The organism is Streptomyces sp. LHD-70, from assembly GCF_031157275.1.
Classification (GTDB): Bacteria; Actinomycetota; Actinomycetes; order Streptomycetales; family Streptomycetaceae; genus Streptomyces.
Genome location: NZ_JAVIFW010000002.1, coordinates 565,235 through 590,701 on the forward strand (window position 1 = coordinate 565,235; position 25,467 = coordinate 590,701).

The 25,467-nt window shown below is 72.5% G+C and carries 23 protein-coding genes; 14 read left to right on the forward strand and 9 right to left on the reverse strand.

Annotated elements, in window-relative coordinates; all coding sequences use genetic code 11:
* Positions 1 to 29 precede the first annotated feature (29 nt).
* Together RCO28_RS07530 and RCO28_RS07535 are read right to left on the reverse strand one after the other, a co-directional pair.
* Complete coding sequence (locus RCO28_RS07530; protein WP_308940170.1) at positions 30 to 1,481, reverse strand: amidase; 1,452 nt, start codon at positions 1,479 to 1,481, stop codon at positions 30 to 32.
* Entirely contained in the window at positions 1,478 to 2,473 is a 996-nt protein-coding gene (locus tag RCO28_RS07535) for a D-2-hydroxyacid dehydrogenase (RefSeq protein WP_308940171.1), read from the reverse strand. The genes RCO28_RS07530 and RCO28_RS07535 overlap by 4 nt, the downstream gene beginning before the upstream one ends.
* 380 nt (positions 2,474 to 2,853) lie before the next feature.
* Between RCO28_RS07535 and RCO28_RS07540 the strand changes: the two genes are divergently transcribed.
* From RCO28_RS07540 to RCO28_RS07550, 3 genes are all read left to right on the forward strand, one after another.
* Positions 2,854 to 3,702, forward strand: a complete 849-nt coding sequence (locus RCO28_RS07540) for a decarboxylase (protein ID WP_308940172.1) — start codon at positions 2,854 to 2,856, stop codon at positions 3,700 to 3,702.
* Positions 3,703 to 3,809: 107 nt separating this feature from the next.
* The gene (locus tag RCO28_RS07545) at positions 3,810 to 4,577 is read left to right on the forward strand and encodes a decarboxylase (RefSeq protein ID WP_308940173.1); all 768 of its coding nucleotides are present in this window, start codon (positions 3,810 to 3,812) and stop codon (positions 4,575 to 4,577) included.
* A gap of 34 nt (positions 4,578 to 4,611) precedes the next feature.
* Positions 4,612 to 5,292 (forward strand): GntR family transcriptional regulator, encoded by a 681-nt coding sequence (locus RCO28_RS07550; protein WP_308940174.1) that lies wholly within the window; start codon positions 4,612 to 4,614, stop codon positions 5,290 to 5,292.
* On the opposite strand, the gene RCO28_RS07555 is transcribed toward RCO28_RS07550, so the two are convergent.
* From RCO28_RS07555 to RCO28_RS07570, 4 genes are all read right to left on the reverse strand, one after another.
* Positions 5,289 to 6,809, reverse strand: a complete 1,521-nt coding sequence (locus RCO28_RS07555) for a sodium:solute symporter family protein (RefSeq protein WP_308940175.1) — start codon at positions 6,807 to 6,809, stop codon at positions 5,289 to 5,291. The genes RCO28_RS07550 and RCO28_RS07555 overlap by 4 nt on opposite strands.
* Complete coding sequence (locus RCO28_RS07560; protein ID WP_308940176.1) at positions 6,806 to 7,051, reverse strand: hypothetical protein; 246 nt, start codon at positions 7,049 to 7,051, stop codon at positions 6,806 to 6,808. The genes RCO28_RS07555 and RCO28_RS07560 overlap by 4 nt, the downstream gene beginning before the upstream one ends.
* An 89-nt stretch (positions 7,052 to 7,140) precedes the next feature.
* Entirely contained in the window at positions 7,141 to 8,571 is a 1,431-nt protein-coding gene (locus RCO28_RS07565) for an amidase (RefSeq protein WP_308940177.1), read from the reverse strand.
* Positions 8,572 to 8,721: 150 nt separating this feature from the next.
* Positions 8,722 to 9,717: an Lrp/AsnC family transcriptional regulator gene (locus RCO28_RS07570; RefSeq protein WP_308940178.1), complete on the reverse strand. Its 996-nt coding sequence runs from the start codon at positions 9,715 to 9,717 to the stop codon at positions 8,722 to 8,724.
* Between the two features lie 169 nt (positions 9,718 to 9,886).
* Here RCO28_RS07570 and RCO28_RS07575 point away from each other — a divergent pair, with 169 nt between their 5' ends.
* The 7 genes from RCO28_RS07575 to RCO28_RS07605 all read left to right on the forward strand — a co-directional run bounded on the left by RCO28_RS07575 (position 9,887) and on the right by RCO28_RS07605 (position 17,378).
* On the forward strand, positions 9,887 to 11,143 hold the full coding sequence (locus tag RCO28_RS07575; protein ID WP_308940179.1) for an NAD(P)/FAD-dependent oxidoreductase: 1,257 nt from the start codon (positions 9,887 to 9,889) through the stop codon (positions 11,141 to 11,143).
* 13 nt (positions 11,144 to 11,156) lie between these two features.
* On the forward strand, positions 11,157 to 11,711 hold the full coding sequence (locus RCO28_RS07580) for a RidA family protein (RefSeq protein WP_308940180.1): 555 nt from the start codon (positions 11,157 to 11,159) through the stop codon (positions 11,709 to 11,711).
* Positions 11,708 to 12,382: a DUF1028 domain-containing protein gene (locus RCO28_RS07585; RefSeq protein WP_308940181.1), complete on the forward strand. Its 675-nt coding sequence runs from the start codon at positions 11,708 to 11,710 to the stop codon at positions 12,380 to 12,382. The genes RCO28_RS07580 and RCO28_RS07585 overlap by 4 nt, the downstream gene beginning before the upstream one ends.
* Positions 12,382 to 13,545 carry a M20 family metallopeptidase gene (locus tag RCO28_RS07590; protein WP_308940182.1) on the forward strand — a complete coding sequence of 388 codons (1,164 nt, stop codon included), beginning with the start codon at positions 12,382 to 12,384 and terminating at the stop codon, positions 13,543 to 13,545. The genes RCO28_RS07585 and RCO28_RS07590 overlap by 1 nt, the downstream gene beginning before the upstream one ends.
* Positions 13,542 to 14,951, forward strand: a complete 1,410-nt coding sequence (locus RCO28_RS07595; RefSeq protein ID WP_308940183.1) for an aspartate ammonia-lyase — start codon at positions 13,542 to 13,544, stop codon at positions 14,949 to 14,951. The genes RCO28_RS07590 and RCO28_RS07595 overlap by 4 nt, the downstream gene beginning before the upstream one ends.
* Before the next feature lie 68 nt (positions 14,952 to 15,019).
* Positions 15,020 to 16,408 (forward strand): MFS transporter, encoded by a 1,389-nt coding sequence (locus RCO28_RS07600; RefSeq protein ID WP_308940184.1) that lies wholly within the window; start codon positions 15,020 to 15,022, stop codon positions 16,406 to 16,408.
* Between the two features lie 49 nt (positions 16,409 to 16,457).
* The gene (locus tag RCO28_RS07605) at positions 16,458 to 17,378 is read left to right on the forward strand and encodes a LysR family transcriptional regulator (protein WP_308940185.1); all 921 of its coding nucleotides are present in this window, start codon (positions 16,458 to 16,460) and stop codon (positions 17,376 to 17,378) included.
* A 70-nt stretch (positions 17,379 to 17,448) separates the two neighbouring features.
* Here RCO28_RS07605 and RCO28_RS07610 read toward each other — a convergent pair whose 3' ends face one another.
* A complete protein-coding gene (locus RCO28_RS07610; protein ID WP_308940186.1) occupies positions 17,449 to 18,063 on the reverse strand; it encodes a TetR/AcrR family transcriptional regulator in 615 nt (204 codons plus the stop codon).
* A gap of 200 nt (positions 18,064 to 18,263) precedes the next feature.
* Between RCO28_RS07610 and RCO28_RS07615 the strand changes: the two genes are divergently transcribed.
* The 4 genes from RCO28_RS07615 (at position 18,264) to RCO28_RS07630 (ending at position 23,794) form a co-directional block, all read left to right on the forward strand.
* A complete protein-coding gene (locus RCO28_RS07615; protein ID WP_308940187.1) occupies positions 18,264 to 19,742 on the forward strand; it encodes an aldehyde dehydrogenase in 1,479 nt (492 codons plus the stop codon).
* 43 nt (positions 19,743 to 19,785) lie between these two features.
* A complete protein-coding gene (locus tag RCO28_RS07620) occupies positions 19,786 to 21,138 on the forward strand; it encodes an aspartate aminotransferase family protein (protein WP_308940188.1) in 1,353 nt (450 codons plus the stop codon).
* Between the two features lie 171 nt (positions 21,139 to 21,309).
* Positions 21,310 to 22,800 (forward strand): APC family permease, encoded by a 1,491-nt coding sequence (locus tag RCO28_RS07625; protein ID WP_308940189.1) that lies wholly within the window; start codon positions 21,310 to 21,312, stop codon positions 22,798 to 22,800.
* Between the two features lie 202 nt (positions 22,801 to 23,002).
* Complete coding sequence (locus tag RCO28_RS07630; protein WP_308940190.1) at positions 23,003 to 23,794, forward strand: IclR family transcriptional regulator; 792 nt, start codon at positions 23,003 to 23,005, stop codon at positions 23,792 to 23,794.
* Here RCO28_RS07630 and RCO28_RS39310 read toward each other — a convergent pair.
* Together RCO28_RS39310 and RCO28_RS07635 are read right to left on the reverse strand one after the other, a co-directional pair.
* Positions 23,706 to 23,936 (reverse strand): helix-turn-helix domain-containing protein, encoded by a 231-nt coding sequence (locus RCO28_RS39310; protein ID WP_374991109.1) that lies wholly within the window; start codon positions 23,934 to 23,936, stop codon positions 23,706 to 23,708. The two genes, RCO28_RS07630 and RCO28_RS39310, sit on opposite strands and share 89 nt — an antisense overlap.
* A gap of 141 nt (positions 23,937 to 24,077) precedes the next feature.
* On the reverse strand, positions 24,078 to 25,385 hold the full coding sequence (locus tag RCO28_RS07635) for an NAD(P)/FAD-dependent oxidoreductase (protein ID WP_308940191.1): 1,308 nt from the start codon (positions 25,383 to 25,385) through the stop codon (positions 24,078 to 24,080).
* Between the last annotated feature and the right edge of the window lie 82 nt (positions 25,386 to 25,467).

Genomic DNA, 25,467 nt, shown 5'->3' on the forward strand with positions numbered 1-25,467 from the left:
CACTTCTCGGAGGGGACACGTCCCGGGGGTCAGCCCACCGGGTCCGTGCTCACCACGCCCTCCCGCAGCAGCTCCTGCTGCAGCAGATGCGCGGCCCTGAGCACCAACGCGTCCCCGTGCCGCGCCGCCACCAACTGCGCGCCCACCGGCAGCCCTTCGTCCGTCGTCCCGCACGGCACGCTGGCCGCGGGCTGCTGCGTCAGGTTGAACGGGTACGAGAACGGCGTCCACCCGGTCCACCGCGCCAGCCCGCTGCCCTCGGGGAACTCCACGCCCGCCGCGAACGCCGTGCACGGAACGGCCGGCGTGAGCAGCAGGTCGTACGTCTCGTGGAAGGCGCCCATCAGGACGCCGAGCGCCATCCGGGTGTCCACCGCGCCCAGGTAGTCGAGCGCGCTCTTCTCCGCGCCCTCCGCGACGATCTCCTGAAGGCCCGGGTCGAGCCGCGCGCGCTGCTCGGGCCCGAGGTGCTCCACGACCTTCGCCGCGCCGGTGAACCACAGGGTGTGGTACGCCTCCACCGGGTCCTCGAACTCCGGTGCCGCCTCCAGGACTTCGGCCCCGAGACCGGCGAGCAGCTTCGCCACCCGCGCCACCCGCGCGGCGATCTGCGGGTCGACCTCGGCGTCCGCGAGCGTCGGCGCGTAGGCGATGCGCAGGCCCGCGAGCGAGTCGGCCTCCAGGGCCGCGCGGAAGCTCCCCTCGGGCAGGGCGAGCCCGGACCAGTCGCGGCTGTCCGCCCCGCACACCACGTCCATCAGGAGCGCCGCGTCCGCGACGGTCCGCGTCATCGGGCCCGCGTGCGCGAGCGTCCCGAACGGGCTCGCGGGGAACAGCGGGATCCGCCCGTACGTCGGCTTCATGCCGAAGACGCCGCAGAACGCCGCCGGGATGCGCACCGAACCGCCGCCGTCCGTACCCACCGACAGCGGCCCCATCCCGGCCGCGACGGCCGCCGCGCTGCCGCCCGAGGAACCGCCCGAAGTCCGGCTCGGGTCCCAGGGGTTGCGGGTCACGCCGGTCAGCGGATTGTCGGTGACGCCCTTCCAGCCGAACTCCGGCGTCGTCGTCTTCCCCACGAACACCGCGCCCTGCTCCCGAAGGCGAGCCACGCACGGCGCGTCCGCGTCCCAGGCCTGCTCGGCGGCGATGCTGAGCGAACCGCGCAGCGTCGGCCAACCCCGGGTCAGGAACAGGTCCTTGATGGACGTGGGCACGCCGTCGACCAGTCCCTGCGGCTGCCCGCGCCGCCACCGCTCGGCGCTCTGCTCGGCCTGCGCGAGCGCCGCGTCCCGGTCGACCAGGCAGTACGCGTTGACCCGCGGGTCCACCTCCGCGATCCGGTCGAGCACCGCCTCCGTCGCGGTCACCGGGGACAGCTCACCGGACGCGTACCGGTCGATCAGCTCGGTCGCGGTGAGCGCCGCCGGTCCGGACAGCGAACCGCCGGGCACGCGGGCTTCTTCCTGCACGTTCGTCATCGGAGCACTCCATCAGCAGGGGCGGCGTACGGGACGTAACCGAGCTTCTTGTCGACGACGTTGCGCAGCGGGCAGCCCGCGCGCCAGCGGCCGAAGTTGTCGACGAACACCGCCGCCAGGTCGTCCAGCCACGTCGTGGTGTCCGCCGACATGTGCGGCGAGACCAGGAGCCCCGGCGCCTCCCACAGCGGACTGTCGGCGGGCAGCGGCTCCTCGCGGAACACGTCGAGCGCGGCGCCGCCCAACCGCCCGGCGCGCAACGCCTCCAGGAGGTCCTCCTCGACGACGAGCGGGCCGCGCCCCACGTTCAGGAAACGGGCCCCGCGCTTCATCAGGCCGAAGGCGCGGGCGTCGAACATGTCCCTGGTCTGCTCGGTCAGCGGCGCCGCGCTCACCACCCAGTCGGCCTCCGGGAGCAGCGCGTCGAGCTCGGCGAAGGCGTGCACGCGGCCCACCTCCGGGTCGTCCGCGCGGGCCGTCCGGCCGACCAGGGCGACCCGCAGGCCGAGCGCGCCGAGCGTGCGTGCCGTGGCCCGGCCGATGGGCCCGCCGCCGACGACCACGGCGCGGGTGCCGCCGACCCGCTCCGTGACGCGGTGCTGCCAGACGTGGTCCCGCTGGCGGGCGTACGTACCCGCGAAATCCTTGGCGAGGGCGAGGATCTGGCCCGCGACGTACTCCGCGATGGGCTGCTCGAAGACGCCGCGCGCGTTGGTGAGGACGGTGTCCGAATCGACCAGGGCGCGGAACATCAACCGGTCCACGCCCGCGCTCGCCGTGTGCACCCAGCGCGGTCCGCCCGCGCGCGGCCAGGCGGCGGGCAGCGCGTCGGTGGCGAACTCCCAGACGAGCAGGGCGTCCGCGGCGGGCAGTTCGGCGGCGAGCCGGTCCTCGGTGACGAGGCGCAGCTCGGCCCGGCCGTCGAGCGGTTCGAGGCCGGGCGGCGGTTCACCCGAGAGGACCAGGACGCGCGGAGTGGTGCTGTCGGTCATACGGCAGGCCGCCCTTCGATCGCGGTACGAACGGCCCCCAGTCCGGCCCTGGCGCCGCGTCAGGGGCCGTTGGAGGCGTCGTCCCGGGGCCGCGCGCCAGGGCCGGACCAGGGCGCCAGGGCACGGGATACGACGCCCTCAGCAGGGATTGACACGCTAGGCAGCAGATCTTTAGATTGTCAACAATCTACCGTGCCGGTGGCCGCGCGAACAGGCCGCGCCGGGCCCGGAGACCGCCACGGCCGCACAGCCCGCGGGGCACCCCCACGCCCCCTGCTGCGACTTCCCCGGCACGGGTGCACACCACAACACCACTCCATGTCCACCAGGGCGCACGGCCGACCGTGCCCGTGCGCGTGCAGCGTCGAAGGGGAACTGCGTTGGACATCACCACCCTGGGCGGTCCACTGCCCCAGTGCGGCGTCGGCGTCGTCGCACCGTTCGACTTCGCCCTCGACCGCGAGCTGTGGCGCTGGGTCCCGGACGAGGTCTCCCTGCACATCACCCGCACCCCGTTCGTCCCCGTCGAGGTCAGCCTCGACATGGCCCGCCTCATCAGTGAGCACGAGACGCTGCGCGCCGCGGTCTCGGCCCTCCAGGAGGTCGAGCCGCGCACCCTCGCGTACGCCTGCACCTCGGGCAGCTTCGTCGCCGGGCTCGCCGGGGAGCAGGCCATGTGCGCCCAGATGAGCAGCGCGTCCGGCGGGCTCCCGGCGGTCACCACGTCCGGGGCGCTCCTGGAGGCGCTCGCCGACCTGCGGGTGCGCAGGCTCGCCGTGATCACCCCGTACACCCGCTCGGTGACGGACTCGCTCGCCGACTTCCTGCACCAGGTCGGCATCGAGGTCACCGGCCGCGAGTATCTGGGCCTGACCCGGAAGATCTGGGCGGTGCCCTACCGGGACGTGGTCGAGATGGCCCGCCACGTCACGCTCGGCGGCGCCGAGGCACTCTTCATCAGCTGCACCAATCTGCCCACCTACGACGTGATCCCGCAGCTGGAGGCCGAGCTGCGGATGCCGGTGCTGTCCGCGAACCAGGTCACGATGTGGGCGGCGCTGCGCCGCATCGGGGTCAAGCCCGTGGGCGACTACCAGGCCCTGATCGACCCGCAAGCACGCGTGGCGGCCGTGCCGCCCCCACCCGTCGAGTCCGGCGCGGCCTCCCCCGCGGCGCCCGCCGAGTTGGCGTCCGACGTGCCCTCCGACCTGCCGTACGACCTGCCCTGATCCCCCGGTGCCGATGATCGGCCGCTCGCAGATTGTCGAATGTCTACAACTTTTCGTCGTCTCGTCGACAGCGGGCTAAACTTCCCGCGCGAAAGGAAATCGAACCCATGCCTGACCGGACCACCTGCGTCGGATTTCTGTACCCGGGCCACTCCGCCGAGGACGACTACCCCCGCCTCGAAGCGCTGCTCGGCGACGGCACCCGACTCCCCCTGGTGCACACGGACATGGGCGAGGACGCGCACCGCGTGGACGCCCTCCTGGAGATGGGCTCCACCCACCGCCTCGCCGACGGCCTCACCGAGCTCTCCCGGCACAGCCCCGACGTCGTCGTCTGGGCCTGCACCAGCGCCAGCTTCATCTACGGCCCAAAGGGCGCTCTCCGCCAGGTCGAGGAACTCGCCGAGGCGGCGGGACTGCCCGTGAGCCGCGCCTCCTCGACGTCCTTCGCCTTCGCCCACGCCGTCCAGGCGCTCGGCGTGCGCAGGCTCGCGATCGCGGCGACCTACCCGGACGACGTCGCCGGCTACTTCGTACGCTTCCTCGAAGCCGCCGGGGCCGAGGTCGTCCAGGTCTCCGGGCGCGGCATCATCACGGCCGCCGAGGTCGGCACCCTCACCCGCGACCAGGTCCTGGACCTCGCCCTGTCCAACGACCACCCGGACGCGGAGGCGGTCCTCCTGCCGGACACGGCCCTGCACACCATCGCCTACCTCGACGACCTCGAACAGGCCCTCGGCAAGCCGGTCCTGACCGCCAACCAGGTCTCCGCCTGGGAGGGCCTGCGCCTGGCGGGCGACGCGAAGCCGCGCACGGGCCTCGGCGCGCTGTTCGCGCTCTCGCACCATCCCCGTATCACCACCGGCGTGGCCTGAGCCCGGCCGCGCCCCGACCAAGGACAAACCGAAGATGGCGGAAGTGAAGAGTCTGCGCCCCGTGAAGCGGGAGCCCGCGGCCATCGCGATCGCGGCCCAGCTCACCCAGGCCATCATGGACGGCAGCCTGCCGCCCGGACACCAGCTCGGCGAGGCCGAGCTGGCGGCCCAACTCGGCGTCAGCCGGGGGCCGTTGCGGGAGGCGATGCAGCGTCTCGTGCAGCAGGGCATCGCGGTGAGCGAGCCGCACCGCGGCGTCTTCGTCACGAAGCTCGACGAGGGCGACGTACGCGACATCTACTTCACCCGTTCCGCCATGGAAGCCGCGGCCTGCCGCCTCGTCCTGCGGCAGGACCCGCAGCGCACCGCCGACCGCCTCGCCAAGGCCCACCGGGCGATGGCGACGGCGGCGCGGCGCGGGAACATGACCGGGCTCAGCGCCGCCGACATGGAGTGGCACCAGATCCTGGTCGCCGAGTCCGGCAGCCGCCGGCTCGCCCGGATCGCGGAGACCCTCTTCGTCGAGACCCGTATGTGCCTCTCGGCCCTCACCCACCGCCACCCCGACCCCCAGGCCATGGTCGAGGAGCACGCCGCCCTGATCGAGGCCCTCCGCGCGGCGGACGAGCCGCGGTTGCTGACGCTGCTTGAGGCTCATATGCAGGATGCGGTGGATCGGTTGACGGGTGGGGAGGGTGGGGCCGAGGCGGGCTAGGTCGACCTGATCCGTTCCGTCGGCTCGGGCACCGTCGATCGCCCTTCGGGCTCGTCCTCGAGCTCCCCCAGCCTTCGGCCGGGAGGTGCCCCCAGACGGGCTGAAATCACCGCCGGGCTTCGGCGCCGCAGAGCCTCCACCGCCACCGTGACCGCGATGTTGGCCAGCAACGCCGGCAGCCCCGGGTCGACCGTGCCGATGTCCACGCCCCCGAACGTCAGCCAGCTCAGGACCGCGACGCCGGTGAGGATCCCGCTGAGCGCGGCGGTGGCGCTGAGCCGGACGCGGCGGGCGAGGCCCATCACGATCGCCGGGGCGAGCTGGGTGAGACCGCCGTACGTCAGCAGCAGCAGGTTGGACAGCAGGTCGGGGCGGGCGAGGCCGAGGACCAGGGCGAGTCCGGCGGCGGCGATCGCGACGGCGTGCGTCACCCGCAGCTGGGCCCGGTCGCCCCGGACGCCGAGGAGGTTGCGGGAGACCAGGCTGGAGATGCCGACGATGATCGCGGCGGAGGGCACCATCGCGGCGGAGGCCGCGGCGACGGCGACGAGTCCGACGAGCCACCCCGGCAGGGTCTGTCCGGCGAGGGTCAGGGCGACGGCGTTGCCCGGCGAGTCGGGGGCGAGGCCGAGGACACCGGCGAAGCCGACGATCACCGGGATCATCAGGGCGAGTTGATACAGCGGCAGCCAGATGGCGTTCTTGCGCAGCGCGCGGCCGCTGCCTGCGGCGAGGACCGGCGGCCACAGATGCGCCATGGTGCCGAGGCCGCCGCCGATGCCGGAGATCACCACGGCGCTGATGAACCAGGCGGTGTCGTACCCCTCCTGGTCGAAGCCGAGCAGGGCCGGACGCTCCTCTCGGATCGTGGTGAAGAGCCCGCCGAGGCCGCCGTCGAGGGAGGCCAGGACGCCGACGGCGAGCACGATCAGGCCGATCACCATCAGGAAGTCCTTGAGGTAGGCGACCCGGGCGATGCCGCGGATGCCGGACCACAGGACGAAGCCGACGGTGAGGACGGTGGCGAGGACCATGGAGAGCCGTCCGCCCGCCGCGCTCCCGGTGGCCAGTTCGACGATCATGCCGAGTCCGGTGATCTGGAGCTGGAGGTACGGGAGCAGGAAGACGGCTCCGACGACGGCGACGACCTTGCCGAGCAGCGGGCTGCGGAAGCGGTCGGTGAAGAAGTCGGCCTGGGTGAGATAGCCGCCCTGGACGCCGAGTTCACGCATCCGGGGCATCGTGAAGTACTGCAGGATCAGGTTGATGGAGAGGTAGCAGAGGGCGAAGCACGCGGCGACGCCGCCGCCGAAGGCGATCCCGGCGAGGCCGAGGAAGCTGAAGGTGGTGAACGCCTCGCCGGCCTGCAGGAACCAGGTGGTGAAGGCCCCGAAGCCGCGCTTGGCGACGGTCCATTCGCCGATGCCGTCCTGCTTGCGGCGGCGTCCGCCGATGCCGACGGCGGCCAGGCCGACGATCCCGATGAGGGTGACGACGGTCGTGGGGTCGAGGCTCATCGGCCGGCCTCCTCGGTGGCTCCGGCCGACGGGGCGGCGGCGAGGTCGTCGTCCCGGTCCATCCGGGCGAGCCGTTCGGTGAGCGCGAGGCAGACGGTGGTGCCGGCGGTCCAGGACAGGCACCAGACGAGGACGGACGGCAGCCCGAACCACAGGTGCGGGCCGTTGACGAACGGCAGGAACGGCGTACTGAGGAACCCGAGCACGGGCAGCACGGCCCAGAGCAGGTGCGGTCTTCTCAACGTGACTCCCGGGGAGAGGCGGGGACGAGCCGGAGAGGGTGGTACGAGAGAGGCGTTGGACAGGTAGGGGTGCGGACCGGCCGCCGGTGTTACGCGGCGGAGTCCAGGTCCGGGCGGCGGCGGCCGTGGCCGGTCGCGGCCTCGTACACCGCGCCGATCTCCAGGACCGCTCGCTCGGCGCGGGGGCGGCCGACGATCTGCAGGCCCACGGGGAGACCGCCGGGCGTGAAGCCGGCGGGGACGGCGAGCGCGGGGGCGCCGACTACGGAGAGGAAGTACGCGGAACGCATCCAGTCGAGGTAGGTGTGCTGGGGAACGCCGTCGACCGTCTGCGGGTACTCGGCGTCGACGTCGAACGGGACGACCTGGCTGACGGGGGCGAGCAGCACGTCGTAGCGCTCGAAGAAGGCGGTGGCGGCGAGGTGGATGCGGGTGTGCTCCGCGTGGGCGCGGGCGATGTCGGCGCCCGTGAGGCCGCGGCCGGCCTCGATGTTCCAGATGAGGCTGGGCTTGAACGCCTCGGGGTGCCGGTCGAGGAGCGAGCCGAGGCCGAGGTGGAACTCCTGGGCGCGCAGGGTGCGGAAGACCTCCTCGGCGCCGTCGAGGTCGGGGCAGTCCTCCTCGACGTGGGCGCCGAGCTCCTCGAAGACGGCGCGCTGGGCGGCGAACACGTCCCGGACGTCCCGGTCGACGGGGACGCGGCCGCCGAGGTCGGGGGCCCAGGCGACGCGCAGTCCGGTGAGGTCGGCGCGGGTGAACGGGGCGCGGAACGCGGCGGGTTCGGGGCTGTCCAGGGAGAGCGGGGAGCGTGCGTCGTGACCGGCCATCACGGAGAGGAGCAGGGCGACGTCGGCGACGGAGCGGCCCATCGGCCCGGCGACGGCGAGGGTCTCCCAGAGGTTGGCGGCGGGCAGGGCGGGGACGCGTCCCGGGGTGGGGCGCAGGCCGACGACGTTGCAGAAGGAGGCGGGGTTGCGGAGCGAGCCGCCCATGTCGGAACCGTCGGCGAGTGGCTGGAGCCCGGCTGCCAGGGCCGCGGCGGCGCCTCCGCTGCTGCCGCCGGCGGAGCGGCCGGTGTCGTAGGGGTTGCGGGTGGCGCCGAAGACGGTGTTGAAGGTGTGCGAACCGGCGGCGAACTCGGGGACGTTGGTCTTGCCGACGCGGATCGCGCCGGCCGACTGGATGCGGTCGACGAGGAGTTCGTCCTCGTCGGGGACGTGGTCGGCGAAGAGCGGGGAGCCGTGGGTGGTGCGCATCCCGCGGGTGAGGTGGGTGTCCTTGAAGGCGAGGGGCAGCCCGTGCAGGGGACCGGTGGCCTCGCCCCGTACGAGCTGTTCGTCGGCTCTGGCGGCGGCGGCGAGCGCGCCGTCCGCGTCGACCGTCACCAGGGCGTTGAGGCGGGGGTTGAGGCGTTCGATGCGCTCCAGGTGGGCGGTCACGACCTCGCGGGCGGACAGCTCCCGACGCCGGATGCGAGCGGCGAGTTCGGTGGCGTCGAGCAGGCAGGGGTGATCGGTCATCGTGGTGTCCCGAGGGCAGGGGTGGGCGGCGCGCGAACGGGCGCGCTCGCACAGAGGTGTGCGGTCCCACACTGCGATCCTCTGACGAGAAACATCAATATGCAGGTCTGGATGAACTTTTCAGACGCTTACGAATCCCCAGGGAATGTTTCAGTCACCTTTGAGCAGTGCGGTCGGGGTTCCGCTGCGCTTGAACGCCTCCACGACCAGGTGTGACTGCACGGACTCGACGTGGCTCACCCAGGGGCGCCGGGTCAGGAAGTCGTGGAGCGCCTCCTTGTCGGGCTGCGTGACGTCGACCAGGAGTTGGTGTTCGCCCATGACGACGGCGGCGTACCGCACCAGTGAGTCCTCGACGAGCATCCGGCCGACCGTCTCGACCTCGTCCGGCCGCGTGCGGATCCACAGCATCGCCTCGACCGGAAGACCGAGCAGTGCGGGTTCGACCGCCGCCCGGATGGAGACCGCGCCCGAGGCGATCAGCGACTCGACCCGGCGGCGGGCCGTGGCGACCGACACCCCGGCGAGGGCGGCGAGTTCGTCGTGGGTGCGGCGGCCGTCCTCGGCGAGGGCGAGCAGGATCGCCTCCTCGTCGGGCACCCACGGGCCGTGCTCGGCGCCGACCCCGTCGGCGAACGGGTCGACGCCGCCGAGCTCCGCCACCTCGTCCGCGTCGAGGATGTCGGGACGCCACTCGTGCACGGTCCTGAAGTACCGCAGGACCGGGGTGATCTGCTGGCCCGCGAGGCCCGGGAGCGCGGGCACCTCCTCGTACATCAGCTGCGCGAGCCGGCGCGGCGTGCACTGGATCTCGGCGACACAGTCGACGGATCCGGCCAGGACGTACGAGAAGACGGTGTCCTCGCGGCGGGCGGCGGCGACGGCGGTGTCCCGCACCCGTCCCGGCAGACAGCCGAGCCGTGCGATCACCGTCTCCCCGCGGACCACGAGGCCGGTGACGGCGACCGCCCCGCCGTCGAGGAGCCGCGCCCCGCGCCGGGCCACCTTCCGCTCGGGCTCGCCGAGGGCGGCGGCGATCCGGCGCCACGAGGCACGGCCGTCGATCTGGAGGGCGGCGACGATCCGGCGGTCGAGCGGGTCGAGCGGGTCGAGGGGCCCGGAGGGCCAGGGGGCGGTGGAGGTCACGCGTCGACCTTAACGAGGGCCGGGCGTCCACGGATCGGACGCATCTGGAAAACAGATTGCCTACCCCGAAAAGATCTGTTGGACAGGCTTTCCGGCTCGGGCCAAGGATGTTCATGCGGTAGCGCGCAACGCGACACCTCGATGAACTACCGCCCGAGTGGAGGCTGAAGTGCCGAGTGAACAGACCGAAGTCGTCGTCGTCGGGGCCGGACAGGCAGGCGTGGCGATGAGTGAGCACCTGGGGGCGCACGGCATCCCGCACGTGGTCCTGGAGCGGCATCGCATCGCCGAGCGCTGGCGGTCGGAGCGCTGGGACTCGCTGGTCGCGAACGGGCCCGCGTGGCACGACCGGTTCCCGGGCCTGGAGTTCCAGGACGTCCACCCCGACGCCTTCGCGTCGAAGGAACAGGTCGCGGACTACTTCGTGGCGTACGCCGAGAAGATCGGCGCCCCGGTCCGGTGCGGGGTCGAGGTGACCTCGGTGCGCAGGCACGAGGGGCGGCCCGGTTTCCGGGTCGAGACCTCCGAGGGTGTGATCGACACCCGCTTCGTCGTGGCCGCGACCGGACCGTTCCAGCGGCCCGTGATCCCGCCCGTCGTACCGGACGGCGCCGTGCCCGTGCAGATCCACTCCAGCGCGTACCGCAATCCGGGCCAACTGCCCGAAGGGGCCGTGCTCGTGGTCGGCGCCGGGTCGTCCGGAGTGCAGATCGCCGACGAGCTGCGGCGGTCCGGGCGCCGGGTGTTCCTCTCCGTGGGCCCGCACGACCGGCCGCCGCGGCAGTACCGCGGCCGGGACTTCTGCTGGTGGCTCGGCGTGCTCGGGCTCTGGGACCTGGACACGCCCCCGCAGGGCGCCGCACACGTGACGATCGCGGTCAGCGGTGCCCGCGGCGGCCACACCGTGGACTTCCGCGCCCTCGCCGCCGACGGCATCGAACTCGTCGGCATGACCGCCGCGTACGAGGACGGCGTTCTGCGCTTCGCCCCGGACCTGGCCGAGAACATCGCGCTCGGCGACGAGAAGTACCTGGAACTGCTGCGCGCCGCCGACGCCTACGTCGAGCGCAACGGGCTCGACCTGCCGGAGGAGCCCGAGGCGCACGTCCTCGGCGCCGACCCGGCGTGCGTGACCGAGCCGCGGCTCGAACTCGGCCTGGCCGAGGCGGGCGTGACCTCGATCGTCTGGGCGACCGGCTTCGCCGCCGACTACAGCTGGCTGGACGTCGACGCCTATGACGCGAACGGCCGGCCCGACCAGCGGCGCGGGGTGTCCGCCGAGTCCGGCGTGTACTTCCTGGGCCTGCCCTGGCTGTCCCGGCGCGGGTCGAGCTTCATCTGGGGCGCCTGGCACGACGCCAAGTACATCGCCGACCACATCACGACCCAGCGCGGCTACCTCGCGTACGGCGCGGACGAGAACTGAGGAGCAGCAGAGCATGACCTCCACGAACCAGCCCATCGTCGCCGGCGGGCACACCCGGGTCCGCCCGTTCAACACCCGCGACACGTACCCGGAGCAGAGCCTCGACAACGACCTCTGCCAGGCCGTCGTCGCCGGCGACACGGTGTACGTACGCGGCCAGATCGGCCAGGACCTCGACACCAGCGAGTCCGTCGGCATCGGCGACGCCGAGGCGCAGGCCGAGCAGGCCATGGCGAACATCAAGATGCTGCTCGAGGAGTCCGGCAGCCGGATGGAGCACCTGGTCAAGCTGACGATCTACCTGATCGACCCGCGGTACCGCGAGGCCGTCTACCGCACCGTGGGCCGCTGGACCAAGGGTGTCCACCCCATCTCCACGGGTCTGGTCGTCTCCGCGCTCGCCCGCCCGGAGTGGCTGTGCGAGATCGACGCGATCGCCGTGATCCCGCAGGCCTCGAAGGCCTCGCAGGCCGCCCCACAGGCCGCGCAGGCCTCGCAGGCCTCGCAGGCCTCGCAGGCCTCGCAGGCCTCGCAGGCCTCGCAGGCCTCGAAGGAGGAGCGGGCATGACGTTCTCCCTGGTGGTACGGGACGGCGAGCGGTTCGGCATCGCGGCGAGCTCGTCGAGCCCCGCCGTCGCCGCCCGCGTCGTCCATCTCCGGCCCGGCATCGGCGCGGCGACCTCGCAGAACGTCACCGACCCGACGCTCGGCCCCGGACTGCTCGACCGGCTCACCGACCACGGCGACCCCGAGCGCGCCCTGGCCGAGGTCACGGGCGCGGAGCGGAACCAGAAGTCCATCGCTTACCGGCAGTTGACGGTCCTCGGGCGGTCCGGGTCCGGCTTCGCGTACAGCGGCGCGCAGACCCTGGGCACCCACGCCTCGGCCTGCGCGGACGGTGCGGTCGCGGCGGGCAACATGCTGTCCGGGGAGCACATTCCCGGTGTGCTGCTCGACGCGTACGCCGCGGCCACCGGCGAGCTGGAGGAGCGCCTGGTCGCCGCGATGCAGGCGGCGCTCGCGGCGGGCGGCGAGGAGGGGCCGGTGTACTCGGCGGGCCTCGCGGTCGTCGCCGACGTCGGCTGGCGCGTGACCGACCTGCGCGTCGACTGGGCCGAGGACCCGCTCGACCGGCTCGGCGAGCTCGTCGACGTCTGGCTCCCGCAGCGCGACGACTACGTGCGGCGCGGGCTCGACCCGGCGTCGGCTCCCTCGTACGGCGTTCCGGGTGATCGGTGATGGGCGCGGTGATGGGCGCGGTGATCGGCGCCGAGCAGATGAAGCGGGGCGCGCGGGAGGCCGTGGAGCGGCGGGCGGATCGACTCGTCGCGCTCTCCGAGCAGTTGCACGCCGATCCGGAGACCGCGTGGGAGGAGCACCGGGCGGCCGCGGCCGTGCCCGAGCTCCTCGACCGCGCCGGGTTCGACGTGACCTCGGCCTATCTGGGCCTGGACACGGCGTTCCACGCCCGCTTCGGCAGCGGGCCCGTGCGGATCGCGCTCTGCGCCGAGTACGACGCGCTGCCCGGGCTCGGACACGCCTGCGGGCACAATCTGATCGCCGCGAGCTCGGTCGGCGCCGCGCTCGGTCTGGCCGCGGTCGCCGACCAGGCCGGGCTGACCGTGGAGGTGTACGGCACGCCCGCCGAGGAGGGCGGCGGCGGCAAGATCGAGCTCCTTGACCGGGGCGCGTTCGCCGGGGTGGACCTGGCGATGATGGTGCACCCGGCGCCGGTCGACGTGGCCGAGGCCCGCCCGTTCGCGGTCAGCCACTCGAAGGTCTCGTACACCGGGAAGTCCGCGCACGCCGCCGCGTACCCGGAGGCGGGGATCAACGCGGCCGACGCGTTCACCGTCGCCCAGGTCGCCATCGGCCTCCTGCGGCAGCAACTCCCGCAGTCGGCCAGGGTGCACGGCGTGGTGACGCACGCCGGGGACGCCCCGAACGCCATCCCGGAGCGGGCCGACGGCCGGTGGTACGTACGGGCCGAAACCCTCGCGGAACTCGCCGAGTTGGAGCCACGCGTCATGCGGGCCTTCGAGGCGGGCGCCCTCGCGACGGGCTGCGACCTGGAGATCGAACCGGAGAGCAAGCCGTACGCGGAGTTCCGCGCGGACGAATCGGCGCTCGCGCACTACCGCGCCAACGCCCTCGCCCTGGGGCGGGAGTTCGCGCCGCCCGGACAGGCGGCCCGGATGAACCGCGCCTCCACCGACATGGGCAACGTCTCGCAGGTGGTCCCGGCCATCCACCCGTACATCGGCATCGGCTCCCTGCCCGCCACCAACCACCAGCGGGAGTTCGCGGCCCACTGCGTCGGCTCCGCCGCCGAACGGGCCCTCCTCGACGGGGCGCTGGCGCTGGCCTGGACGGGCGTGGACCGTGCGGGGGCGGCGTCATGACCGGCGAAGGGTTCCGTACGGAGTACGACATGCTCGGCGCCGTCGACGTACCGGCGGACGCCTACCACGGGGCGCACACCGCGCGGGCCGTCGCCAACTTCCCGCTCACCGGGGAGACCCTGGCCGACCGCCCGCACCTGGTCCGCGCCCTGGCCGTCGTCAAGAGCGCCGCCGCGCGGGCCAACGCCGAGGTCGGCGCCCTCGACCCCGCGCTCGCCGACGCCATCACGGACGCCTGCGCCGAGCTTCGCCAGGGCGCCCTGCACGAGCAGTTCGTCGTCGACCTGATCCAGGGCGGCGCGGGCACCTCGACCAACATGAACGCCAACGAGGTGATCGCCAACCGCGCCCTGGAACGCCTCGGGCACCCCCGCGCCGCGTACGACGTCCTCCACCCCCTCGACCACGTCAACCTCGGGCAGTCCACCAACGACGTCTACCCGACCGCCGTGAAGCTCGCCCTGGACGCGCACATCGGCGAACTGCTCGCCTCCCTGGCGCAGTTGGGCGAGGCGTTCGCGGCGAAGGCGGCCGAGTTCGCCGACGTACTGAAGATGGGGCGCACCCAGCTGCAGGACGCCGTGCCGATGACGCTCGGCCAGGAGTTCGGGGCGTTCGCCGCCACCCTCGCGGAGGACCGGGACCGGCTCGCCGAGGCCCGGGTGCTGCTGCACGAGCTCAACCTCGGCGGCACGGCGATCGGCACGGGCCTCAATGCCCGCCCCGGCTACCGGGAACGGGCAGTCGAGCACCTTCGCCTGCTGACCGGCATCCCCACGCTCGTCTCCGCGCCCGACCTGGTCGAGGCGACGCAGGACGTCGGGGTGTTCGTCCAGCTGTCCGGGGTGCTCAAGCGGATCGCCGTGAAGCTGTCCAAGATCTGCAACGACCTGCGGCTGCTCTCCTCGGGGCCGCAGGCCGGGTTCGGCGAGATCGCGCTTCCCGCGCGGCAGGCCGGATCGTCGATCATGCCCGGCAAGGTCAACCCGGTGATCCCGGAGGCGGTCAACCAGATCGCGTTCGAGGTGATCGGGTACGACGTGACGGTCACCCTTGCCGCCGAGGGCGGGCAGCTCCAGCTCAACGCCTTCGAACCGGTCATCTACCGCGCCCTGAGCGCGGGCCTCGACCACCTCACCGCGGGCATCGGCGTCCTCACCGAACACTGCGTGCGTGGCATCACCGCCGACCGGGACCGGCTCGCGGCGACCGTCGCCGCGTCCACCGGCCTGGTCACGGCGCTCAGCCCCGCACTCGGCCACGAGACCGCCTGCGCCCTGGCGTTGGAGGCCCACCACACCGGCAGACCCGCGCTCGACCTGATCCGGGAACGGGCCCTGCTGACCGAGGCGGAACTCACCGCACTCACCACTCCCGCCGCGCTGACCGGCCTGCCCGCGCTCTGAGGGCACGGCACACCGGCGGCACCCGCCCATCAGCTCCGCTTCTCCACCCATCCACAAGGAGGCGTGCAATGCCTACCTCTCACACCGGCACCACGACGACCGAGCCCGAGTCCGGGGCCGGGGTCGAGGCGGCCACGGACGTGGTCACCCTGCGCAGGAGCGTCGCCGCGGGTGCCGTCGGCGTCTTCGTCCACTGGTTCGACTGGGCCGCGTACGCGTATCTCGCCGGCACCGTCGCGACCGTGTTCTTCCCCGCCGACGACAGTACGACCGGACTGCTCGCCGTGTTCGGCGTGTTCGCCGTCTCCTTCGGCATCCGGCCCGTCGGCGCCCTGGTCTTCGGCCCGCTCGGCGACAGGATCGGCCGCAAGCGCACCCTGTCCCTGGTCATCTTCACGATGTCCGGAGCGACCCTCGCGATCGGCCTGCTCCCCGGGTACGACTCGATCGGCATCGCCGCCCCGGTCCTCCTGATCGTCCTGCGCCTGATCCAGGGGTTCGCGGCGGGCGGTGAGTTCGGCAGTGCGGCCAGCTTCCTCGCGGAGAGCGCGCCGCGCCGACGCCGCGGATTCGGCGTGGGCTGGCTGGAGGTCGGCTCGCTACTCGGCTTCCTCGCCGGTTCGTTCGTGTTCCTGCTGCTCTCCACCGGGCTCGACGAGGCCCAGCTCACCGCCTGGGGCTGGCGCATCCCGTTCCTGATCGCGGCCCCGCTCGGCGTCATCGGCTTCATCATCCGCAACAAGATCGAGGACACCCCCGAGTACCGGGCCCTCGAAGAGAACGACACCGTCCCGCGCTCCCCCGCCCGCGAACTGCTCCGCTCCCACCGGCGCCAACTCCTCCAGGCGGCGGGCCTGATGGCGGCCATGCACGTCCCGTTCTACGCCGTCCTCACCTACCTGGTGACGTACGAGACCGACCACCTGGGCCACTCGGCGGACAGCGCGGCTCTCCTCTCCACGGTCATCTCGCTGCTCGGCCTCGCCCTCGTGCCGCTGTTCGGCGCGCTCTCCGACAAGGTGGGCCGCAAGCCGGTGTTCGTCGGTGCGACGACGGCGCTCCTGATCGTGGCCACGCCCGCGTTCTGGCTGATGCGTACGGGCAGCGCCGGGACGTGGATCGCGGGGCTCGTGCTCGGCGTGATCCTGGCGGCGATCCTCGGCACGTACGCGGTGTGGTCGGCGGAGATCTTCCCGACGCGGACGCGGCAGAGCGGACTCTCCATCGCGTACAACGTGACGGCCGCGCTGTTCGCCGGGACGGTCCCGTACCTGATGACGGTGCTGATCTCCGCGACGGGCAGCACGCTCGTACCCGGCCCCTACCTGATGGTGTTCGCACTCGGCGGTCTGATCGCGGCGCTGTCCCTGAAGGAGACGGCCGGTTCACCGCTGCTGCACGCCGAGGACGTGGCCGCCACGAGCGTTCCCGCCGATGCTGCGCCCGGCCGCCAGTAGCCGTCTAGGGTCGGGCCCGGACACGGTTCACCGGGCACGAAGGTCTCGTATGACGTCACCGCTGGGGTTCACCCTCGTACAGCTCCGCTACTTCCTGGTCGCCGCCGAGCGCGGTTCGGTCACGGAGGCATCGGTGGAGCTGCACATCGCGCAGTCCGCGGTGTCCGCGGCGATCCACAACCTGGAGCGGGACCTGCAGGTGCAGCTGTTCATCCGCCGCCGGGGCCGGGGCCTGACCCTGACCCCCGCCGGGGAGCGGCTGCGCCAGCAGGGCCGCGACCTGCTCGCGCGCGCCCGCGAGGTGGAGCGGGAGGCGCGGGGCGACGGCGAGACGGTCTCGGGCCCGGTCTCGGTGGGCTGCTTCGTGACGTTGTCCCCCTACTACCTGCCCGCGCTGTTCAGCGAGTGCACCCGGCGCTTCCCTGACGTCGAGATCGACGTGGTGGAGGCGGAGACCGACCAGCTCGTGCACGCCCTGGCGACGGGCCGTATCGACTTCGCCGTGACGTACGACCTGGGCCTGTCCACCGAACCGGAGGTACGCAGCGAGACGATCGCCCGCGCCCCGGCGTACGTCATCGTCGCGGCGGACCATCCGCTGGCGGGGCGGGACAGCGTGGAGCTGTCCGAACTGTCGACGGAGCCGCTGGTCCTCCTCGACCTCCCGCACAGCCGCGACTACTTCCGCTCCCTGGTCGCGGCGACGGGCACGGCACCGGATGTCCACTACCGCACCCAGTCGTACGAAACGGTCCGCTCCCTTGTCGCGCGCGGCCTCGGCTACTCCGTCCTGAACCAGCGTCCGGCTACGAGTCAGACGTACGGGGGCGGGGAGGTGGTGGAGCTCGAACTCCGCGGGGCGGGGCCTGCGTTGGAGGTCAGGCTGGCCGTCCTGGCCGGGGTGGCGCAGTCCGCGCGGGCGCGGGCGGTGATGGATCTGCTGCGGGAGATCGCGCCCCGGCCGGCGTAGGGGTCGTTCGGCTACCGCGCCGTCGTGGCTGGTCGCGCAGTTCCCCGCGCCCCTAAGAAACAGCCCCCGGCTACAGCGACGCGCACCCCGTGACCGCCCGCGCATGCGCAAGCACCAGCTCCCGCGCCCGCTCCGGCCGCACGGCCGCATTGTGACTGACGATGTGCAAGCCGTACCCGTCCTCAAGGGCGACCAGCCCATGCGCCAGATCCTGCGCGGACGCGGCCAGTGTGAACACCCCTGTCGCCGCGCCGACTTCGAGAGCCGTCGAGTAGAGCCCGACCTCCCGCGCGAACAGCGACGTCATCAGCTCGGCATGGCCGGGGCTGCGGCCCGCACGGCGGTGCAGTTGGTAGAGGAGTCCGTGCAGGGAGTCCTCCGGGCTCTCGGGCAGCCCGCTGTCGACGAGCGCCCGCAGCCGCACCGCCGGATCCGCCCCCGCCTCGTCGTACGCCCGCTGCCGGGACGTAACGAAGCCCTCCACCGCGCCGCGGTGCACCTCGAGGACGAGGTCGTCCAGCTCCGGGTAGTAGTACAGGACCGAGCCCTGTGAGACGCCCGCCGCGTCCGCGATGTCCTTGATGCGCAGGCCCTCAAGGCCGCGCTCCGTGATCGCCTGTCCCGCCGCGGAGACGAGGGCCTGCCTGCGCGCCGTCTGGTTGCGCGGTCTGCCGACTTTGCTCATGGCGGTCCATTCTCTGCCACCCGAACCATCTTTCGCAAGAAGATCTCGCCCAGAGCATTGACGATCCCGTCACCTATTGTTTGAATTTCGACTCAAAGAATTGCTCGGGCCGCCCCCGGCGCGCCGCCCAGGCCCCTTCCCCTCGGCCCGCCCCCGGCCCCTCCCCGCAATTCGCCCTCCCCGCAATCGAAGGCCACAGCATGACGACGTACTCGCACTGGCGGCAGCGCGCCGCCGAGCTCGTCCCCCGCACCCGCCTCTTCATCGACGGCACCTGGTCCGACCCCACCGGCGACGACCCGTGGCTGCCCACCGTGAACCCGGCCACCGGCAAGACCACCGCCCACGTCGCGATCGGCTCGGCCGCCGACGTGGACCGGGCCGTGGCCGCCGCCCGCGCCGCCTTCGAGGACGGCCGCTGGTCGCGCACCGCCCCCGCCGAACGCAAGCGCGTCCTGCTCGAACTGGCCCGCCTCATCGAGGCGCACGGCGAGGAGCTCGCCCTCTGCGACACCCTCGACATGGGCAAGCCGATCGCCGAGTCGTACGGCACCGACGTACCCGGCGCCGCCGGCGTCTTCGCCTGGTACGCCGAGGCCCTCGACAAGCTGTACGACGAGGTCGCCCCGGCCCCGCCCGGCAACCTCGCGCTGGTCCGCCGCGCCCCGCTGGGCGTCGTCGGCGCGGTCGTACCGTGGAACTTCCCGCTGGACATCGCGAGTTGGAAGCTGGCGCCCGCGCTCGCGGCCGGCAACAGCGTCGTCCTGAAGCCCGCCGAGCAGTCACCGCAGTCGGCGCTGCTGCTCGCCGAGCTTGCCACGCGGGCCGGTCTCCCCGACGGCGTCCTGAACGTCGTCACGGGTCCCGGCGAGATCACCGGGCGCGCCCTCGGACTGCACCCGGATGTCGACTGCCTGGCGTTCACCGGCTCAACCGCCGTCGCCAAGCGCTTCCTCGGCTACGCGGCCGAGTCCAACATGAAGCCGGTCTGGCCCGAGGCCGGCGGCAAGAGCCCCAACCTGGTGTTCGCCGACGCCGACCTGGAGGCCGCCGCCGAGCGCGCCGCCTGGGGCTTCGCCTACAACGCCGGGCAGGTGTGCTCCTCCAACACCCGGCTGCTCGTGGACGCCTCGATCGCCGAGGAGTTCACCGCCCGCGTCGCCGAGCACGCCCGCGGCTGGCTGCCCGGCGACCCGCTCGACCCGGCCACCCGCCTCGGCCCGCTGGTCGACGAGGCCCAGGCGCGGCGCGTCCTCGCGGCGGTCACGTCCTCCGGGGGCACGGTCCTGTGCGGGGGTACGCGGCCCGAGCGCGAGGGCGCGTACGTCGACCCGACCGTCGTGACCGGACTCTCCCCGGACTCCCCGCTCGTACGCGAGGAGCTCTTCGGTCCCGTACTCGCCGTCCTGCCGTTCCGCGACGAGGCAGAGGCCGTCCGGCTCGCGAACGACTCCGCGTACGGACTCGCCGCCTCCGTGTGGACCCGGGACCTGGGCCGGGCGCACCGCGTCGCCGACGCGCTCCGGGCGGGCACCGTCTCCGTCAACACGGTCGACGCGCTCAGCCCGTTCACGCCCTTCGGCGGCTTCAAGCAGTCCGGCCACGGCCGCGACCTCTCGCTGCACTCCTTCGACAAGTACACGGGCCTCAAGACCACGTGGATCGCGTACGAGGCCTGACCGGCCCCGCACTACCCAAGTTCGCTCACGAAAGGCACCAGACATGACCCTCGACGCCGCCGAACTCGCCCGCCTCGACCGGGCGCACATCATCCACCCCTACCTGCCGGGCACCGCCACCGAGCGCGTCGTGATGACCGACGGCGCGGGCTGCCGCCTCACCGACACCGAAGGGCGCAGCTACCTGGACGCCACCGGTGGACTGTGGCTCGCCCAGGTCGGCCACGGCCGCACGGACCTCGCCGACGTCGCCCACGAGCAGATGAAGAAGCTGGAGTACTTCACCAGCTTCTGGGACTTCTCCAACGACCGCGCGATCGAACTGGCCGCCCGGCTGGCGGAGTTGGCGCCGGACCCGCTGAACCACGTGTACTACACCTCCGGCGGTTCGGAGGGCGTCGAGGCCGCGATCAAGATGGCCCGCTACTACCACCACCGCCGCGGCGAGAGCAGCCGCACCTGGATCCTGGCGCGCAGCAAGGCGTACCACGGCGTCGGCTACGGCGGCAGCTCCGCCGCCGGATTCCCGCTCTACCAGGAGGGGTTCGCCCCGATGGTGCCGCACATCTCGCACCTGACCCCGCCGTGGCCGTACCGCACCGAGCTGTACGACGGGCAGGACCCCACCGACTTCCTGATCCGCGAACTGGAGGAGCGCATCGCGGAGATCGGCCCGGAGAACATCGCCGCGATGGTCGGCGAGCCCATCATGGGCGTCGGCGGCATGCTCGTACCGCCCGCCGACTACTGGCCGCGCGTGCGCGAAGTCCTCGACCAGCACGGCATCCTGCTGATCTTCGACGAGGTCGTCACCGCGTACGGGCGCGTGGGCGAGTGGTTCGCCGCCCAGTACTTCGGCACCACGCCCGACATCATCGTCACCGCCAAGGGCATCACCTCCGGGTACGTCCCGCTGGGCGCCCTGCTCGTCGCGGACCACGTCGCCGAGGCGCTCCTGCGTGAGCAGGGCTTCCCGATGGGCTACACGTACAACGGCCACCCGGTCGCCACCGCCGTCGCCCTCGCCAACCTCGACATCATCGAGAAGGAGGGCCTGCTCGCCCGCGCGACCACCCTCGGCTCCTTCCTGCACGCCGAACTCCAGTCGCAGCTGGGCGACCTGGAGGTTGTGGGCGAGGTCCGCTCGGTCGGCATGATGCTCGCCGTGGAACTCGTCGCCGACCGGGCCACCCGCGAGCCGCTGCCCCTCGACCCCGACCGGATGCCGCACGACGTGATCCGCCGCGAGACCGGCGTCATCGTCCGCGACTCGGCGCACAGCCTGGTCCTCTCCCCGCCGCTGATCATGACGGAGGCTGAGGCGAAGGAGGCGGCGTCGGCGCTGCGCGGCGTCCTGGAGCGTACGGAGCCGAACGGCCGGATCCGCCAGGCCTGACGACTCGCGGGGAGGCCCGTTCCCCCGCCGGGCCTCCCCTCCCCCGTACCGGCACAGACACGCACGTCCCCCGTACCGGCACAGACACGCACGTCCCCCATATCGGCACAGACACGCACGCGCCCGCACGCAGTCCCCGCAGTCCCCCGACTCCCGCCCTAGGAACTGCCCGTGTCCACCAAGCTCTCGTCCCCCGACCTGCCGGCGCCCGAGGCCACCCCGGGCCTGCGGCGCAGCCTCAAGCGCTTCGACATCACCGCCATGGCCATCGCCGCGGTGATCTCCTTCGACACCGTCGGACAGATCGCCACCGGCGGCGGTGAGGCCGCCACCTGGACGGCGGCCATCGCCCTGTTCTTCCTCGTCCCGTACGCCCTGGTCTTCGCCGAGACCGGCGCCGCGTTCCCGCAGGAGGGCGGCCCGTACATGTGGGTCAAGCTCGCCCTCGGCCGACCCGCCGCCGCGCTCACCACCCTCTTCTACTGGGTCACCAACCCGATCTGGCTGGGCGGTTCCCTGGTCTTCCTGGCCGCCGAGACCTGGGACGGCTTCGTCTCCCCGCTGGGCTCGGGCACGGTCGCCGACTACGCCTTCAAGCTCGTCTTCATCTGGGCCGCCATCCTCACCGCGGTCGTCTCCCTCAGCCGCGGCAAGTGGATCACCACGGCCGGCGCGATCGTGAAGGTCCTCTCCCTCGCCCTGTTCACGTTCACCGCCGTGCTCTACGGCGCCGAGCACGGCTTCCAGGGCCTCACCGACGCCGACTTCACCCCGACGACGGCGGGCTTCCTCGCCCTCGTACCGATCCTGCTCTTCGCGTACGTCGGCTTCGAGGCGCCGAACGCCGCCGGTGAGGAGATGCACGACCCGCAGCGCGACGTGCCCGCCGCCCTCGGCCGCTCCGCGACCGTCGCGGCCTGCTGCTACCTGCTGCCGGTCCTCGCGCTCCTCGCCGTCGTCCCGGCGGGCAGGGTCACCGGCGTCGGCGGCTTCATGGAGGGCGCCCGGCTCGTCTTCGGCGTGTACGGCGGCGCGGCCGGACCGCTGCTCACCCTCACCGCGGTCATGTTCGTCTTCGCGCTCCTCACCCAGGGCAGCGCCTGGATGATCGTCAGCGACCGGATGCAGGCCATGGCCGCGGCCGACGGCGGCTTCTTCTCCCGCGCGCTCGGCGCCTTCCACCCGAAGCTCGGCACGCCCATGCGCACCAACCTGCTCTCCGGCGCCGTGGCCACGCTGTTCATGGTCGCGGCGATGCAGCTCGCGGACGGCGACGCGGCGGCCGTCTTCACCGTGGTCCTGACGGTGGCGGTGACCACCCTGCTGCTCTCGTACCTGGTGGTCGTCCCCGCCCTGATCGTCCTGCGCCTGCGCCGCCCGGAGGTGCCGCGCCCGTACCAAGTCCCCTTCGGCAACCGGGGGTTCGTGACCTGCGCGGTGGTCGTGTACGTGTGGATCGTGGTCGGCTCCTGGTCGGCGCTGTTCCCCGGCGTCCTGGAGGGCCTCTTCGGCATCGACTACGTCTTCACCGACGTCTGGGGCGTCTCCCGCCTCGCCTTCGAGACCTTCACGCTCGGTACGGTCGCGCTGCTCCTCCTCATCGGGGCGGCCGGCCTCGCGGTGGCCCGGCGTGAGAACAACAACACAAGGTCTGACAACTGAACGCAACTGCTCACCTAACGAACAGGGCCCGGCTCCACGAGCCGGGCCCTGCCAGGCTTGCGGGCCTCTGCCCTTCCTTCATCGCGCGCAGAGGTGACCCTGATCACCGGCTCTTTCGCGTTCAAGATCCGAACAACTGGTCAGTAGAGTGAACAGAGAGCCCCTGTGACACGGGAGCGCACCGCACCACCGAGAGGACCAGATGAGCGACGACGCCGCCGCACCGGACGCCCTGACCAACAAGTCCGTGGTCAAGGCGGCCCGACTGCTGCGCGAGCTGGCGTCGCAGCCACGTTCGGGCGCCACCGCCACGACCCTCGCCAAGGCGGTGGGCGTCTCCCGGCCGACGGTCTTCCGGCTGCTGCAGAGCCTCGAACACACCGGGCTCGTCGACCGCGTCGACAACAACTACACGCTCGGCTGGGAGCTGGCCCGGCTCGGCCGCTTCGCCGATCCGTACACGGGCATGGTCAGCCGCGCCAAGCCGCTCCTTCAGGATCTGGCCGACCGCTTCAACGAGTCCGTGACGCTCTCCGTGCCCACGCCGCAGGACGGCATCGAGCTGGTCGCCGAGGCGTACGGCTCGCATGTGGTCGGCGTCATGCACCAGGGGATGATCGGCGAGCACTATCCGCTGCACGCCAGCTCCACCGGCAAGGTGTTCCTCGCCGACCTGCCGCCGGAGCGGGCGCGGGCGCTGCTGCCCGAGCGCCTGGAGGCGTACACGGAGCAGACGATCACCGACCGCGTCCAGCTCCTGCGTGAGCTCGACCGGGTCCGCGAGCAGGGCTACTCGATCATCGACAACGAGCTGGAGGAGGGCCTCCTTTCGCTGTCACGGCCGGTCCACGACCCGTCCGGTGTGCTGATCGCGATCCTGACGCTCAACGGCCCCCGCTACCGCCTCAGCCGGGACCGCATCCCGGGCGCGCTGCAGCAGATGCAGGAGACGGTGGAGCGGCTGAGGTCGTCCCTCTGGGACGAGCAGGCCTGAGCCGGAGCAGGCACCGGCGGGCCAGGCTCTTGCTCAGGCCGGTGCGCCGCGCGAGTTCGGCGGGGCTCGCGGGCGCGCCGCCCGCGGCCAGCTCGGAGGCGATCCGGCGCATGGCCCAGGCGGGCGGGTCCTTGGTGTCCATGGCGGATCTCCTGGTGGGGGTTGTCTTTCGCTGCAGTTCCCCGCGCCCGTTCAGGGGCGCGGGGAACTGCGCGACCAGCTCAGGACGGCCCGCACGCGGCGACGAACCGGACCGCCCCGAACCGAACCGGACCCGGAACGCTCAGCGCAGGCTGTCCCGTACCTCGCGGGCCACGCGCACCGCACTCTCCGCCGCGCCGTCGATGAAACCGGCCCAGATGTTCGCGTAGTCGCCGCCCGCGAAGTGCACGACCCCGGCGGGAGCCTGCAGCGCGCGGTGGTGGCCGGTGAACTGGCCGGGGCGCTGGATCAGCCAGGTCTCGCGGGAGTACGGGTCGGCCATCCAGTCGTGCCCGCCCACCTCCAGGACCTCCAGGTCGTCGCGCCAGACCCGGAGCGCGGCGGCGATCGCGTCCCGGTCGGTGACGTCGATCCGGGTGGAGTCCGCGCCGAAGGCCACCAGGACCGCGTCGTCCTCGCCGATGAACTCGGTGCGTACGACGGACAGCGGGTGGGCCTGCGAGGAGTACGCGAAGAACGGCTTGATCGGGCCGCGCACCCGGATCCACGCCTTGGCGCCCTGCGACGCCGTCTTCTCGCGGGCCGGGACGAGCTTGTCCTCGGGCAGGGCCGGAGTGACGTCGAGCCCGTCGAGCAGGTTCTGGCCGAGGGTGACGACGACGCGGCGGGCCCTGACCGTACGGCCGTCCCCGTACGTGACGGTGGCGCCGTCCGCGTCACGGGCGATCGAGCGGACGGGGGCGTTCAGGCGGATGTCGGCGCGGCCGGTCCCGCGGGCGTCGGCGGCGACGGCTTCGACCAGGCCGCGGGTGCCTCCGGCCAGGCGGAAGATCGCGGACGACTCGTGCATCAGGTGCCAGGAGCCCGCCGTGGCCGCCGTCCAGCGCAGGGCGGAGACGAAGGAGCACTGGTCGAGCGGGGCGTTGAAGTGCCCCACCCAGGCCGCTTCGTTGGCGTTCTTCTCGTCCTCGGAGAGCTTCAGGTCGTCCAGCTTCTCCTGGACGGTGTACCGGTCGGCCTCGGCCAGGTCCGGGTTGCGCAGCGGGTCGTCGGGGCGCGGGATCCACCGCATGGTCTCTTCGAGCAGCCGGGTCATGCCGGGGTCGATGAGGTTCATGAAGTCGTCGAGGGTGCCGCGCCTGACCTCGTCGCCCGCGAGCCAGTACGTCTCCTCGGAGCGCGGCCCGCGGGTGACCTCCAGGCCGTAGCGGTTGACCTCGGCCCAGGCGTGCGGCTGCAGCCAGTGCAGCCAGGTGCCGCCGATCTCCAGGTCGCGGCCGAGGCGGTGGTCGGTCCAGGTGCGCCCGCCGATGCGGTCGCGTGCCTCCAGGACGACGGTGTCCAGGCCGTCGCCGGCGAACTCGCGGGCCGCGATCAGGCCCGCGACTCCGGCTCCGACGACGACTATGTCTGCTTGCTCGTGCTGCATGGGTGGTCTGCCTTCCGGGGCCGGGGCTTGTTCTTGTACGGGGGCCTGTGCGGGGAGGGGTGGAACGGCGCGCGGTGTCGGC